The sequence below is a fragment of the Lautropia dentalis genome (assembly GCF_003892345.1).
Classification (GTDB): domain Bacteria; phylum Pseudomonadota; class Gammaproteobacteria; order Burkholderiales; family Burkholderiaceae_E; genus Lautropia; species Lautropia dentalis.
On record NZ_RRUE01000001.1, the window covers coordinates 1,806,341 to 1,819,865 of the forward strand.

At 65.4% G+C, this 13,525-nt stretch carries 9 protein-coding genes; 5 read left to right on the forward strand and 4 right to left on the reverse strand.

The genetic code is table 11. From position 1 onward, the window contains the following. The first annotated feature begins 208 nt into the window (after nucleotides 1–208). Both thrS and infC read left to right on the forward strand, forming a co-directional pair. Nucleotides 209–2,119: a threonine--tRNA ligase gene (thrS, locus tag EHV23_RS07015; protein WP_125095295.1), complete on the forward strand. Its 1,911-nt coding sequence runs from the start codon at nucleotides 209–211 to the stop codon at nucleotides 2,117–2,119. A 131-nt stretch (nucleotides 2,120–2,250) separates the two neighbouring features. Next, nucleotides 2,251–2,805 (forward strand): translation initiation factor IF-3, encoded by a 555-nt coding sequence (gene infC / locus EHV23_RS07020; protein ID WP_238990379.1) that lies wholly within the window; start codon nucleotides 2,251–2,253, stop codon nucleotides 2,803–2,805. 73 nt (nucleotides 2,806–2,878) lie between these two features. Here infC and EHV23_RS07025 read toward each other — a convergent pair whose 3' ends face one another. Continuing rightward, a complete protein-coding gene (locus EHV23_RS07025; RefSeq protein WP_125095297.1) occupies nucleotides 2,879–3,901 on the reverse strand; it encodes an LLM class flavin-dependent oxidoreductase in 1,023 nt (340 codons plus the stop codon). A gap of 474 nt (nucleotides 3,902–4,375) precedes the next feature. Here EHV23_RS07025 and EHV23_RS07030 point away from each other — a divergent pair, with 474 nt between their 5' ends. The 3 genes from EHV23_RS07030 to tfpB all read left to right on the forward strand — a co-directional run bounded on the left by EHV23_RS07030 (nucleotide 4,376) and on the right by tfpB (nucleotide 9,911). Then, nucleotides 4,376–6,148 (forward strand): hypothetical protein, encoded by a 1,773-nt coding sequence (locus EHV23_RS07030; RefSeq protein ID WP_125095298.1) that lies wholly within the window; start codon nucleotides 4,376–4,378, stop codon nucleotides 6,146–6,148. Between the two features lie 197 nt (nucleotides 6,149–6,345). Next, entirely contained in the window at nucleotides 6,346–8,082 is a 1,737-nt protein-coding gene (locus EHV23_RS07035) for a hypothetical protein (protein WP_125095299.1), read from the forward strand. Beyond that, nucleotides 8,079–9,911 (forward strand): type IV pilus assembly ATPase TfpB, encoded by a 1,833-nt coding sequence (gene tfpB / locus EHV23_RS07040; protein WP_125095300.1) that lies wholly within the window; start codon nucleotides 8,079–8,081, stop codon nucleotides 9,909–9,911. The genes EHV23_RS07035 and tfpB overlap by 4 nt, the downstream gene beginning before the upstream one ends. Before the next feature lie 160 nt (nucleotides 9,912–10,071). Here tfpB and EHV23_RS07045 read toward each other — a convergent pair whose 3' ends face one another. From EHV23_RS07045 to EHV23_RS07055, 3 genes are all read right to left on the reverse strand, one after another. Beyond that, a complete protein-coding gene (locus EHV23_RS07045) occupies nucleotides 10,072–11,007 on the reverse strand; it encodes an ankyrin repeat domain-containing protein (RefSeq protein WP_203228897.1) in 936 nt (311 codons plus the stop codon). Between the two features lie 288 nt (nucleotides 11,008–11,295). Next, a complete protein-coding gene (locus EHV23_RS07050) occupies nucleotides 11,296–12,666 on the reverse strand; it encodes an APC family permease (RefSeq protein WP_158615870.1) in 1,371 nt (456 codons plus the stop codon). Nucleotides 12,667–12,866: 200 nt separating this feature from the next. Beyond that, nucleotides 12,867–13,469: a peptidylprolyl isomerase gene (locus EHV23_RS07055; protein ID WP_158615871.1), complete on the reverse strand. Its 603-nt coding sequence runs from the start codon at nucleotides 13,467–13,469 to the stop codon at nucleotides 12,867–12,869. Between the last annotated feature and the right edge of the window lie 56 nt (nucleotides 13,470–13,525).

The window sequence follows — 13,525 nt, forward strand, 5'->3', positions numbered from 1 at the left end:
TATGAGCCGCAGGAGCCTCCCGCTCCCCGGGCCGCCCCACCCGAAGTCGTCTTCCGTGAACAGCCGCTACCCCCCAAAGCCGTCCTCCACACGCTCCACCGTTGTACTGACACAACGAATCCCAGAATCCCCCGCACCCTGTGATATCTTTCCGGCTTGCTTGAATAGGCTTCCTGCGTTTTCAGAAACCCTCACCTCCTGCCCAGACGTGCCCATCATCTCCCTGCCGGACGGCTCCCAACGCCGCTTCGATGAAGCTGTCACGGTGGCCCAGATTGCCGCCTCCATTGGTCCCGGACTTGCCAAGGCCGCCATCGCCGGCCGCGTCAACGGAAAACTCGTCGACCTCTCCCGCACCGTCACCGACGACGCCGAGGTCGCCATCGTCACCGACAGGGATCCAGACGGCCTGCACATCATCCGGCACTCCACCGCACACCTGATGGCCTACGCCGTGCAGGATCTGTTTCCCGAGGCACAGGTCACCATCGGCCCCGTCATCGAAAACGGCTTCTACTACGACTTTGCCTACAAGCGCCCCTTCACACCCGAAGACCTCGCCGCCATCGAAAAACGCATGCACGAGCTGGCAAAGCTCGACGAGGAAGTCGTGCGCGAGGAATGGGACCGTGACGAGGCTACAAAATACTTCCTCTCGGTCGGCGAAAAATACAAGGCCGAGATCATCCAGTCCATCCCGGCCGAAGAAGACATCACCTTCTATCGCGAAGGCCGCTTCGTCGACCTCTGCCGCGGGCCGCACGTACCCTCCACCGGCAAGCTGAAGGTCTTCAAGCTGATGAAGGTGGCCGGCGCCTACTGGCGCGGCGACGCCAACAACGAGATGCTGCAGCGCATCTACGGCACCGCTTGGGCCAAAAAGGACGAGCAGGACGCCTACCTGCACATGCTCGAAGAGGCCGAAAAGCGCGACCACCGCCGGCTGGGCAAGGAACTGGACCTGTTCCATACCCAGTCCGAGGCCCCGGGCATGGTGTTCTGGCATCCGCGCGGCTGGGAGATCTGGCAGCGGATCGAACAGTACATCCGCGACCGCTACCGCGAAAATGGCTACCAGGAAGTGCGCTGCCCGCAGATCCTCGACGTGGACCTGTGGAAGCGTTCCGGCCACTGGGACAACTACAAGGAGAACATGTTCTTCTCCGAATCCGAGAAGCGCGAGTATGCCGTCAAACCGATGAACTGCCCGGGCCACGTGCAGCTCTTCAATGCCGGCCTGCGCAGCTATCGCGACCTGCCGCTGCGCTACGCCGAATTCGGCTCCTGCCACCGCAACGAACCCTCGGGAGCGCTGCACGGCATCATGCGCGTGCGCGGCTTCACGCAGGACGATGGCCACATCTTCTGTACCGAGGCACAGGTGCAGGAAGAGGTCACCCGCTTCCACCAGCAGGCCATGGCCGTGTACCGGGATTTTGGCTTTGACCAGGTCTCGGTCAAGCTGGCCCTGCGCCCGGACCAGCGTCTGGGTACCGACGAGGCGTGGGACCACGCCGAGAACGCCCTGCGTGCGGCGCTGTCCGCCTGCGACGTGTCGTGGGAGGAACTGCCGGGCGAGGGCGCCTTCTATGGCCCGAAAATCGAGTATCACCTGAAGGACTCCATCGGCCGGGCCTGGCAGGTGGGCACCATTCAGTACGACCCGATGATGCCCGAGCGCCTGGACGCCGAATACGTGGCCGAGGACAACAGCCGCCGCCGTCCGATCATGCTGCACCGGGCCATCGTCGGCTCGATGGAGCGCTTCATCGGCATGCTGATCGAGCACCACGCCGGTGCCATGCCCACCTGGCTGGCGCCGGTACAGGTGGCCGTGCTCACGGTGACGGACTCGGCCGCAGACTATGCCGAAGACATCCGGCAACGGCTGATAAAACAAGGATTTAGGGTTATCTCGGATTTGCGGGGCGACAAGATCGGCTATAAAATCCGGGAGCACAGCCTGCAGAAGATTCCCTACCTCGTCGTGGTCGGCGAGAAGGACCGGCAGGCCGGCACGCTGGCCGTCCGGGCCCGGGGTGGCAAGGATCTGGGCAGCATGAGTTTCGACGGTTTTGCCGGTCTGCTGTCGCAGCAGGTGGCAGACAAGGTACATTGAGGCCGGTGGGAGTGCTGCAGCAGAGGTTGCGGTGCTCCTTTTGGCCATTCGGGGGCCGTACATGCCTGTGTGGCGTGTACAGGGCATGAAGCTCGGGGCTTCCGCTGCGCCGCCAGCCGCGTGCTGCCGGCATTCGTTCAGTTCATTCGGAGAAAATCAGCATCGCTACCGAACGCAACCACCGCATCAACGGTGAAATCCACGCCCCCGAGGTTCGCCTGCTGGGCAAAGACAATGAACAGCTGGGCGTTTTCCGTCTGGGTGAAGCCCGTCGCATGGCCGAAGAGGCCGATGTCGATCTGGTCGAAATCGCCCCCACCGCCACACCGCCGGTCTGCCGGCTGATGGACTACGGCAAGTTCCGCTATCAGGAACAGAAGCGTGCGGCCGAGGCCAAGGCACGCCAGAAGGTCGTCCAGATCAAGGAAGTGAAGTTCCGTCCGCAGACCGACGACGGCGACTACAACATCAAGCTGCGCAACATGATCGGCTTCCTGCAGGATGGCGACAAGGTGAAGATCACCCTGCGCTTCCGCGGCCGTGAAATGGCGCACCAGGAGTTTGGCATCCGGCTGCTGGAGCGGGTGCGCAACGACATCGAGGAGATCGCCCAGGTCGAGTCGATGCCGCGCCTCGAAGGCCGCCAGATGGTGATGATGGTCGCGCCGAAAAAGAAAAAGCAGTGAGCTGCATGCAAAAAGGGGGGCCGATGCCCCCTTTTTGCTGCCGCAATCACTGCCGCACGCGCTGCAGAACCCGTCAGCGCCAGCCCAGCAGCGGCGCCACGTGTCTGACCACGGCATCCAGCAGGTGGACGTTGTAGGCCACCCCCAGCTGGTTCGGAATGGTCAGCAGCAGCGTGTCGGCCTCGGCAATGGCCTCGTCCTCGGCCAGCTGCCTGGCCAGCACATCGGGCTCGGCCGCGTAGGCGCGTCCGAACACGGCACGGAAGTCCTTGTCGATGTAGCCCACGCTGTCGCCCCGGCGGCCCTCATGGCCGAAATAGTGCCGGTCCATGTCGTCCATCAGCGGGAAGATCGAGCGGCTCACCGACACGCGGGGCTCGTGCGTGTGGCCTGCCTTTTTCCAGGCGTCGCGGTACAGGCGGATCTGCTTGGCCTGCTGCACATGGAAGGGTTCGCCGCTTTCGTCTTCCTTCAGCGTCGAGCTTTGCAGGTTCATGCCCAGCTCCGCCGCCCAGACGGCCGTGGCGTTCGATGCCGCCCCCCACCAGATGCGGCTGCGCAGCCCTTCCGAATGCGGCTCCAGCCGCAGCTTGCCCGGCGGGTTGGGGAACATCGGCTGCGGGTTGGGCTCGGCAAAGCCCTTGCCCTGCAGCATTTCCAGAAAGACCAGCGCATGGCGGCGCGCCATGTCGGCATCGGTCTCGCCCTCGGTGGGCTCGTAGCCGAAATAGCGCCACCCGTCGATGACCTGCTCGGGCGAGCCGCGGCTGATGCCCAGCTGCAGCCGGCCACCGGCGATCAGGTCGGCGGCGCCGGCGTCTTCCACCATGTAGAGCGGGTTTTCATAGCGCATGTCGATGACGCCGGTGCCGATCTCGATGCGGCTGGTGCGGGCGCCGATGGCGGCCAGCAGCGGGAACGGCGAGCCCAGTTGCCGGGCAAAGTGGTGCACACGAAAGTAGGCCCCGTCGATGCCGATCTTCTCGGCCTCGACCGCCAGCTCGATGGACTGCAGCAGCGTGTCGGCTGCCGTACGGGTTTGCGAACCGCTGGCCGGTGACCAGTGACCGAAGGAAAGGAAACCGAGTTTTTTCATGGCAGTGGCCTTCGAGGCAGTTGCTGCTCATATCCTACCAGTTCTGGTATGCCGGACCGGCATGACCTGATGCCCGTGGCGCAGAAATGCGCCTGTGTGGAGCGGGGCGGCAACGGGGGGCGTGACGATCGTGTGTCATGCGGCAATGGCGTTGCGGTGCATGGTGATGGAGTCATGTGACAGTGGGCTTGATCCGACAACGGCATGGTTATGCAACGGGGAGCGTTGCCATGGGCGGCGAGGTAAAGAAAGGGGAGCGGGCCGGCTGCCGTGCCGTCAGGGCGGGTCGACCGTCTGCACCGCGGTGGGTGGCAGTCAGGGGACATGGGGCGATACCGTGGAGGACGGGGCCATGACACGCGCCGGGGCGCTGTCTGGCGTGTTCATGGGGCCATCGGTGGGACCGAACGGGCCCGTGGCACGCGCTGGATTCTTTTCCAACGGGGTTCGGGCGCGGTTTGGCGGGAGAGGTACATGTCCATCGTTCTGCTGTTGCTGTTTGCGCTCAGCGTTGTGTACACGGGGCTTCGCGCTACATGGGAGCGTGGTCCCGGGCATGATTTTCTGGAGGCGCAACCGGATGAACAGGAATTCCGGGCGCCCGCCATATTCGGCATGCTGCTTCTGCTGGCATGGTTCTGGGAGTTGCCATCTTTTTCCGGTACGTGGTGGCTCTTGCCCCTGGCGTTGCTCGTCCTGTGGCTTGCCCTGTTCATGCTGTGTGCGTTGGGTGCGGCGCTGATTCATCCCGAGCAGCTGGGGCTTTCGTCAGGCCACGCCCGCAGCACCATGACCGTCGTTTTCATGGACAGGGGCAGTGAGCCTCGTGGTGCTTCGGTTCTGATGTTTCTGGCGTTGACCGCGGCACTGATGGCCCTTTTCGTGTATCTGCTGCCGGATGAGGCCGTTCGGCTGCGGCAGAACACGGGTACTGGCCTGTTGCTGGTGATGGCCGCTTCGGGGGCGATGCTCGGGTGGGTATTGTTCCGGCCCTGGTCGATCATTCGCCAGCACCCGAACCGGGAGGATGCCCAGGCATTCTGCCTGCTGGCCATGATGCTGTTCTTTCATGCTGCACTGCTGGCCGTGCCTGCCGAACGTGAGGGCCGTTTGGCTGTGTTTGGGAGTGGGGTGCTGCTGCTGTGCGCAGCCCCTCTGCTCAGGCTTGTTCGCTGGGTGACTGGTGGGGCGCATGGCCCGGGCAGGCAGATGAGTGCTGTGACCCTGTACCTGCTGTGCATTCCGGTGTGCCTCATGACGGGTGTGATGCTTGTCCCTGACGTGCCTGCGCAGGAACCACTGCCATCGATGGCGGTGCAGCACGCAGCCATGACCCGTCAGGACGCAGCCATGACCCGTCAGGAGGCGCAGCAACAACGGGAACAACAGCGCGCGCTGGTGGCCAGCGTGCCGCCAGCACCGGCGCGGAGCACGGCACCGGCAGAATCCGTGACCGCAGCACCGGTGCCGGATGGAATGGCCGCAGGGAGGAGAACCCCGGAGCCGAAGCCGGAGACCGAATCGGGCGGGAGATCGGGGCCGGGCATCGCAGCGCCTGTGGCAGGGAATGCCCGGGTTACATCTGCAGGGCTATCCGCGGATGCGGCAGAATCGCCGCTGGAGACACGATTGGCGCAGATCGTCCGTGAGCGGATTCGTGACCTCATTACAGATGTTCCCGATGTGCGCGTGACGCGCAATGACCGGGGGACGTTCCGGATCGAGATGCGGCCCGGTGTTTTCTACTACCAGCCGGAAGACGGTGATGTGATCGGGCGTGTGGCGGAAAAGCTTCATGATTCCCTTCGCGCCGTGGCTGCGGAAGGTGTGCACATGCATGCGGTCGAGATGCAGGTCTGGGCGAAGGCGAAGGACCGTTACGGCAACCCGTTCGAAAAGCCGGTGCTATCGCTGTCGCTGCACGACCCGGACCTGTCGCGCATCAACTGGCAGGGGATCGACAGGGCGCAAGTGCTCGATCTGGTGCGGGCGAAATGGCAGCCGGATGGTCTGGCGGCGGCCAGGGCGTACTGCCTGAAGCCTGAACACCGGTATGCATCGCCGGAGTTCTGTACCGCGGCAGCTCAGGCGGATGCGGCCAGTGGTGTGGTGCGGCAGGCGGGTGTCGTAGCGCAGTCCACCTCGTTCGAGTCGCCCACCGCAAGGCGTGCATCACACGGGGAAAATTCCGGCAGTGCTGGTAGCCGGACGGGTAATGAGCGGACGTCCCGATCCGGAAAACGCTGATCGCATGGTTGGCAATGCGGCGTGAATGGCTCCCATGACACTCGCCAGTGTGTCCCGGAGGGCGGAAAGACCATTCTTCCGTCAGTTGTCAACCGTTGGGTACATCCGGTCTCGACGCACCAGTGGGTGGGTTTCTATGCTGTGACGCGGAGGCGAAAGAAGCCATCACACGCTCTACCGATTGGGGGTCCTGTGCCATGACTGTCATTCTGCTTTTCATGTTCGTCGTCCTTGCTACCCGGGCAGGGGTCAGGCGTGCCTGGCTGGTTTCCCCCCAGGGACATGTGGCCTTCGATCCCTGGGAAGCACGACTGGCGCTGCTGGTGCTGGCACTGCTGGTCTACAGTCTGGGCAAGGGCCTGGGGACTTCGCATGCATCACCCTGGGAGCTGGCGCTGGCAATGGCATGGCTCGTGGTGGCGATGGTGGCCCTCGGTGTGCTGGGGCAGGCGGTGATTCGGCCGCAGCTGCTGGGTCTGGGATATGGTTCACCGGTGCCCGGAGAAGCAGGGACGGGGCAGGATGGCCGGGATCCGCTGCTGCTTTCCTGTGATGGGGCTGGTTCGGCAGCAGCCCGGCTGCCGGTCAGTGCGGACGTACACCACCTGCCCGGGAAAGACCGGAATACCGTCGTGATGGCGGCACTGGCCTTTTTCATTCTGGCCCTGTGGCTGTTCATCGATGCGCTGCCCGAGGGGAGCGAGGCACGTGCGCGTGTGGCCTATGGTCTGCTGCTGGTGACGTGGCTGGCCTTCTTTGTGCTGGTGCGTCTGGTGTTTCGGCCCTGGGCGGTGTTTCTCGACCATCGGAGCCGGGATGATGCCGAGGCGCTGACGCTGATTGCACTGATGTCATTCCATGGTGCGTACGCGCTGGCGGTGCCCCGAACGCATGGAGACCTGCTCGGTGTCGAGGTCAATGCATTTTTCATCGGAGCGTTGACGCTGCTGGTTTGTCTGGGAAGCTGGATCAGGTACCGGCGTGTTCCGCGGCGCGGCGCTTCGGTTGTCCTGTACCTGCTGGTGCTGCCCTTCTTTCTGGTGGCACTTGCCGATGCGGGGCGCCTGGCCACGGAGCTGGCCGGGATGCCTGCGCCTGCAGCCGGGCCGCTGAAGCCGGAGGCAGGCGAGCGTCCGACTGCGTCTACCGGGGAACGGCGCATGCCGGGGGCTCCGGTGCAGTCCGGCCTGGAAATGGCGACTGCTGCAGCGGGGGAAGTGCAAGGGCAGATGCCAGAAACTGTGCAGGCGGGACAGACGGCGACAAACACGAGGCAGGTGAACAGTCGTGCCTCCCATGCACCGGTTGTTCCGACGGTGACGGTGCAGGCTGCTGCGCCCGGTGCGTTGTCTGCGCCGGCGGACGTGCATCCTGCCGGACAGGTATCGTCTGATCTCCCCGCGGCGCAGGAGGACCGCGCTTCACAGGCCATCGTGCAGGAAAGGCGCGACGCGCTGCTGGAGAAAGCCCTGCTCGGGCGGGTAGCGTATGGTCAGGACGTGGAACTCGACCGCAACGATTATGACCAGTACCGGGTTGCCGTTCACATCGATCTGCCCTGGGCAGAACCCTCGATGCAGGCGTTCATCGTCGAGCAGACCGTGCGCGGACTGACTGCTGTGATGGATGTGATGCGGGAGCATCGCGCCAGACCACATTCGGTCGAGATCATGGCGACCCTGCAGGGACAGGACAGGTTTGGCAATGCGCGCCGTGTCGATGCATTGCGCCTGTCGCTGGGTGATCCGGAACTGTCCCGCATCAACTGGCGGGCCATCGGTCAGGACGCGCTGCTGAATCTGGCGTCGGTGGAATGGTATGGGCCGGGCAGGGCTGCTGCGCAGGCCTACTGCGCCCAGGAGGTCCACAGGCAGGCGGCTTCCGGGTTCTGCCGTGCAGCAGCGTCCGGCAACGCGACCGGAGAGGTGCGATGAACACGACCACGACGTTCGGCAGTACGGTACCGCTGGTGCCAACCGCAGAGCCCCCTTCACCCGGCGACCCCAACCGCCCCCTGTCCATCGACCGCCTGCTCGCCCTGCTGGCCCACCAGGGCCTCATCGACGAGGAGACCCGCCGCACACTGGCCCGCGATGCAGCCCTGTCGTCCGGTGGCCGTCATCCGCTGGAAATGATTGCGGCGCGCAGGCTCAAGGCGCTGCGGGCGCCGCACGAGACGCTGGATCTGGACTGGCTGTGCGGCTGGCTGGCGCAGAGCATCGGCTGGCGCTACGTGCGCATCGATCCGCTGAAGGTGGATTTCTCGCGGATTGCGGAGGTGATGAGCAAGGCCTATGCAAACCGCTTCCGCATCCTGCCGCTGGAGGTGACGCCGGAGTCGGTGACGATTGCCACGGCCGAGCCGTTCATGACCGGTGAATGGGCCACGGAACTGTCGCACACGCTGCGCCGCCGGGTGGTGCCGGTGCTGGCCAGTCCGGTGGACCTGCAGCGCTATCTGGTGGAATTCTTCGATCTGGCCGGTACCATTCGCAGTGCGCAGCGCACGGGGCAGGCGGCGGCACAGAACAGTTTCGAGCAGCTGGTCGAGCTGGGCAGGAGCGGCCGGCAGATCGATGCCAACGACCAGCACATCGTCACGCTGGTGGACTGGCTGTGGCAGTACGCGTTCGAGCAGCGGGCCAGCGACATTCACCTGGAGCCGCGGCGGGATCTGGGCGTGGTGCGCTTCCGTATCGACGGGCTGCTGAACAATGTCTATCAGGTGCCGCCGGGGGTGATGGCGGCCATGACCAGCCGCATCAAGCTGCTGGGGCGGATGGATGTGGTGGAGCGGCGCCGGCCGCAGGACGGGCGGATCAAGACGCGGGCGGCCGATGGCCACGAGATCGAGCTGCGCCTGTCCACGCTGCCCACGGCCTTTGGCGAGAAGCTGGTGATGCGGGTGTTCGATCCGGACGTGCTGCAGCGCGACTTCGACCAGCTGGGGCTGAAGGGGCAGGATCTGGCCCGCTGGCGGGAGATGACTTCGCGGCCCAACGGCATCGTGCTGGTGACGGGGCCGACGGGCTCGGGCAAGACGACGACGCTCTACGCCACGCTGCGGGCACTGGCCACGGAGGAGGTGAATGTGTCCACCATCGAGGATCCGATCGAGATGGTGGAAAACAGCTTCAACCAGATGCAGGTGCAGCCGGCCATCGATCTGGGTTTTGCCGATGGCATCCGCGCGCTGATGCGGCAGGATCCGGACATCATCATGGTGGGCGAGATCCGCGATCTGGAAACGGCCGAGATGGCGGTGCAGGCGGCGCTGACCGGGCACCTGGTGATCTCCACGCTGCACACCAACGATGCGCCCAGTGCCATCACGCGGCTGCTGGATCTGGGCGTGCCGGCGTACCTGCTGCAGTCCACGCTGATCGGGGTGATGGCGCAGCGGCTGACGCGCACGCTGTGCCCGGCCTGCAGGCAGCCCGATGATTCGGTGACGGACGAGCAGTGGGCCGCTTTCGTCAAGCCCTTCAAAAATGTGCCGAAGCCTGCGCAGATCTGGCGGCCGGTGGGCTGTGTGGCCTGCCGGATGACGGGTTTTCGGGGGCGGGCCGGGCTGTACGAGATTCTGGCCAACGGCGAGGCCATCCGTTCCTTCATCACCGAAAGGCCGGAGCTGCGCAGGCTGCGGCTGGCGGCCATCAAACATGGCATGCGGCCGCTGCGCATCGCGGGGGCGGCAGCGGTGGCTGAGGGCATCACCACCATCGAGGAGGTGCTGCGGCATGCGCCGCCTGTCGAAGTCTGAGTCCATGGCACGCGCTGATGGTATGGCGTGACATTATTGAATCCCGCGATATGGGCCAGTTCGCCGTGGTGCAGACGGGCTGTTGCTGGACTGCACCAGCGGGGTTCGGCGCGTCTCATGGACGCATCCGTCCCCGCAAGCCCCCCCCTTTGGGCGTGCATCACTCGCAGCTGGAACGCCCGGTGCGGTGGTTGATGACGCCGTGGGCGATCAGCAGCTTCTGCATGTCCCCATAGCCGCGGGTGCAGGCGTACGAGAGCGCGCTCTGGTCGTAGGCGGCCGCGCCGGTGGAGCGGATGGTGGTGACCAGATTGGGGTCGGCACCCTGCGACAGCAGGTACTCGGCGGTTTCGAGCCGGTCGTTGCTGGCGGCGATCATCAGCAGCGTTTCGCCGTCGCTGTCGAGGGTCTGGTCGTTGAGGTCGGTGTCCGGCAGCAGGGCGTGGATCTTGCGGACGATGCGGGTGTTCTTGCCCAGCACGGCCGATTTGAGCACGTTGTAGACATCGCTGCGGTCGGTGGCCTGCAGGCTTGCGTCCTGCGCGACGAGGTAATCGACCATGTCCTCGTAGCCGATGAAGGCGGCCCAGCCCAGCGCGGTCTGGCCGAGGGCGTCATTGTCCTTGGCCTCGATGTTCTGGCCCTGGGCGACCATTTTCCGGACGGTGGCCAGATCACCGTGCTTGACGGCATCGAACCAGGCAGCGTCCGGGCCGCTCGAGGGCTGTTTGTAGAAAATGCGCCAGGGCAGCTTGATGGGGCCGGCCAGATCCCGGTTTTCGGCATCGGTGTAGCGAAAGCCGCCGGCGGCCACGCGGGCGGCCTGTTCGGGTGTCATGGCCGGGGCCGGGCCGGGGTCACTGGTATCCGGCGCGTGTCCGGCCCCATTGCCCAGACTGGCGGCCGATGGTCGGGTGGCCGGCGTACGGGTCCGCTGGCTGTCACCGAAATCGTTGTGCAGGCTGCCGGCCGTGGCGTTGGCGGATGGGCTGATGGGAGCGGCGCCATCGGAGGTGCGCAGGATGGTGGTGGGCGCGCAGGCCTGCAGGGACAGCAGGCTCAGGGCCAGGGAGGAGAGGACGCGTTTTCGGAACATCGGGAGGGCAGGGGGCCTGCTTGGAGAGGTTCCGATTGTAGGAGGGGCAGAGGGTGGTCTGGCCTTTTGGGTGCGATTCAGTTGTGCAGCAGAAACATTTGGGTGTGAATAATACGTTTCGATGCCATGTACGCCTGTGATGTCAGTGCCGCTTCCGTGGTCGTCCGGCGTATGCCTGACTGGCACATGTAAGGCTGATGCATGTGCAGCCTGCTCCTGCGTGTCCAGCCCGTTTGTGCCCTGCGTGCCATCCAATGCTGCTGGTTGGGGGGGTGATGAATGGGGTCATCACACGCACTGGTGCATCCGGCGGTGGCGCCACCAGCCGGCCAGTCCCAGCAGGCTGCAGTAGATCAGTCCCGGCAGGCTGAAGAGGGGCAGCATGGCCACGACGGTCAGGGTGGCCACGATGCCGAGCAGGCGGGGGCCGGGGCGTGTCTGCAGGCGGATGAAACCGAGTGTGGCCAGCAGGTAGAGCACGAAGAAATTCTGGCCGGCCAGCTGCAGCAGCAGTTCCACACCGGCACCGCTGACGGCCGTCAGGCCGATGACGCCCATGAACAGCGCCCAGGTGGCCAGCATGGCCGGAACGGGCAGGCTTCCGCGGCCCGTGGTGCCCAGACCGCGCGGCAGCAGGCCCTCCCGGCCGGCGGCGTAGACGGCGCGTGAGCACGAGAGAAAGGCACCGGTGACGTTGGCCATGATGAGCAGCGTGGCGATCAGGCCGGTGAGCCGAAGCCCGGTGGCACCCAGCCAGCTGTGGGCCAGCTGAGCCACGGGCGCCAGTTTCCAGGCGTTGCCGGGGCTGGCGGCCTGCGCCACCGTCCAGGCCAGATAGACGTAGAGCAGGGTGACGATGGCAAAGCTCGCCCAGATGGTGCGGGGCAGGTTGCGGGCCGGCTCCTGCATGTCCTCGGCCAGAAAACTGGTCAGCTCCCAGCCGGTGTAGGCAAAGAGAATCAGCGGCAGGGCGGTAAAGACGCCGATCCATCCGGCACTGTCTGCTGCGCCGGAGGTCGCTTTCGTGGATGCGGCAGGGATGGTTGCTGCCTGGGTCACTGTCGTCGTAGCCGTGGCAGCGCTGGCTGTACCGGGAGGCTGTTCCTGAAGCCCTGACGCGATGCGTTGCGTGGCTGCATCGGCCGGGTGGAGGTCTGCACTGAACCAGTAACCGGTGGCAAGGACCAGCAGGCCCAGCACGATGGTCACGGCAATGGCCGTCTGGATGCCACCGGATATCTTCACGCCGAACAAACCGGAGACAAGCCCGAGGGTGACCATCAGCATGGCCACCAGTGGCACGGACAGGCCGGGAAGGCTCTGCTGCAGGTAGGTGGCGCCGATCAGCGCGATGGCCGGCATGCCCAGCGAGAAGGTGCCGAGGATGATGGCCTCGCCCACGGCAGCCATCCGTTCACCCAGGCTGATGCGCACGTAGGCGACGACGCCTCCGGCCGAGGGATGGCGGCGGGCGAACCAGGCGAAGATGCCCAGCAGCGGCAGCATGATGAGGGCCATCAGCAGCCAGGGCAGGTGGCCCAGCCGGCCGGCCTCGGCAAAGCTCAGCCCGGGCAGGGTAAGCAGCCCGGCCCCCACGACGATGGTGACCGACATGGCGGTGGCGGCGATGGGGCCCATTTTCTGGGGAGCTGGGGGCATGGCGGTCAGTCCGGCGTTGGCTGTGGCAAAAGGCCCGAACAACCGGCGGCATGTTACCGGGCGACCGGCGGCGGCAGATGCTGGTGTGGTCGCTGGATATGTCTGGCGGTTGTGCGGGCAGATGCCCGTGATGCTAATGCCTGCCGCCGGGTATGCGCCGCCATTTCGCCGGTGGCGACCGGTGTTTCGCGGGGGGCTGGTTACTGTTGCGGTACGTCCACCTGAACCGGGGGTACCCACGGGCATTCGGGCCGGAAGGTGCCCGACAGCAGCTGTTCCTTGTACTGGGCGTAGCTGATGGGCTCCAGCGGTTTGACGGCGTCCAGCCGGTAGATGCTCCAGCCGGCGCTGGCCTTGACGGGCTTGCCGTGGATCTGGCCCGGTTTGAGGCTGTCGAGCAGTGCGATGGTGTCCTTCGACCAGCGACAGGTGGCAAACGGCCCCAGCACGCCATCGTGGGCGGCGCTGGGGGCGTGCTTCGAATGTTCACGCGCGGTCCTGCCGAAGGGGGCCCCCATCTTCAGCTTGCTGATCCACTGGCGGGCCGCCTTCTCGTCGGCCAGCAGGATGTAGCTGACGGTGTACATCTTCTGGCCCTTCACGCTGGCGCGGTAGGCGTCGTATTCCTGGCCGATGACTTCGTCGCTGATCGGCTGGGGCGCGGGGGCTTCCTTGCCGGCGGCAATGGCGGCAGGGTCGGCCTTCTGCATCGGCGGGTGGGAAGACGCTGCCTGGGCAGCACCGGCCAGCAGCATCAGGCCCAGCAGGGCACGGGAAAGGGGGGGGGCGGGATGGAAACGCATGCGGTGCAGGTCGGGCGGAAGTGTCCGTGAAATGAGGCCTGGAATGGGTGTGTGGA

Coding starts and splice junctions, on each gene's coding strand:
- EHV23_RS07050 (WP_158615870.1), bottom strand. CDS start 12,666: ATGCCCCCAGCTCCCCAGAAAATGGGCCCCATCGCCGCCACCGCCATG.
- EHV23_RS07025 (WP_125095297.1), bottom strand. CDS start 3,901: ATGAAAAAACTCGGTTTCCTTTCCTTCGGTCACTGGTCACCGGCCAGC.
- tfpB (WP_125095300.1), top strand. CDS start 8,079: ATGAACACGACCACGACGTTCGGCAGTACGGTACCGCTGGTGCCAACC.
- EHV23_RS07045 (WP_203228897.1), bottom strand. CDS start 11,007: ATGTTCCGAAAACGCGTCCTCTCCTCCCTGGCCCTGAGCCTGCTGTCC.
- EHV23_RS07055 (WP_158615871.1), bottom strand. CDS start 13,469: ATGCGTTTCCATCCCGCCCCCCCCCTTTCCCGTGCCCTGCTGGGCCTG.
- EHV23_RS07030 (WP_125095298.1), top strand. CDS start 4,376: ATGTCCATCGTTCTGCTGTTGCTGTTTGCGCTCAGCGTTGTGTACACG.
- EHV23_RS07035 (WP_125095299.1), top strand. CDS start 6,346: ATGACTGTCATTCTGCTTTTCATGTTCGTCGTCCTTGCTACCCGGGCA.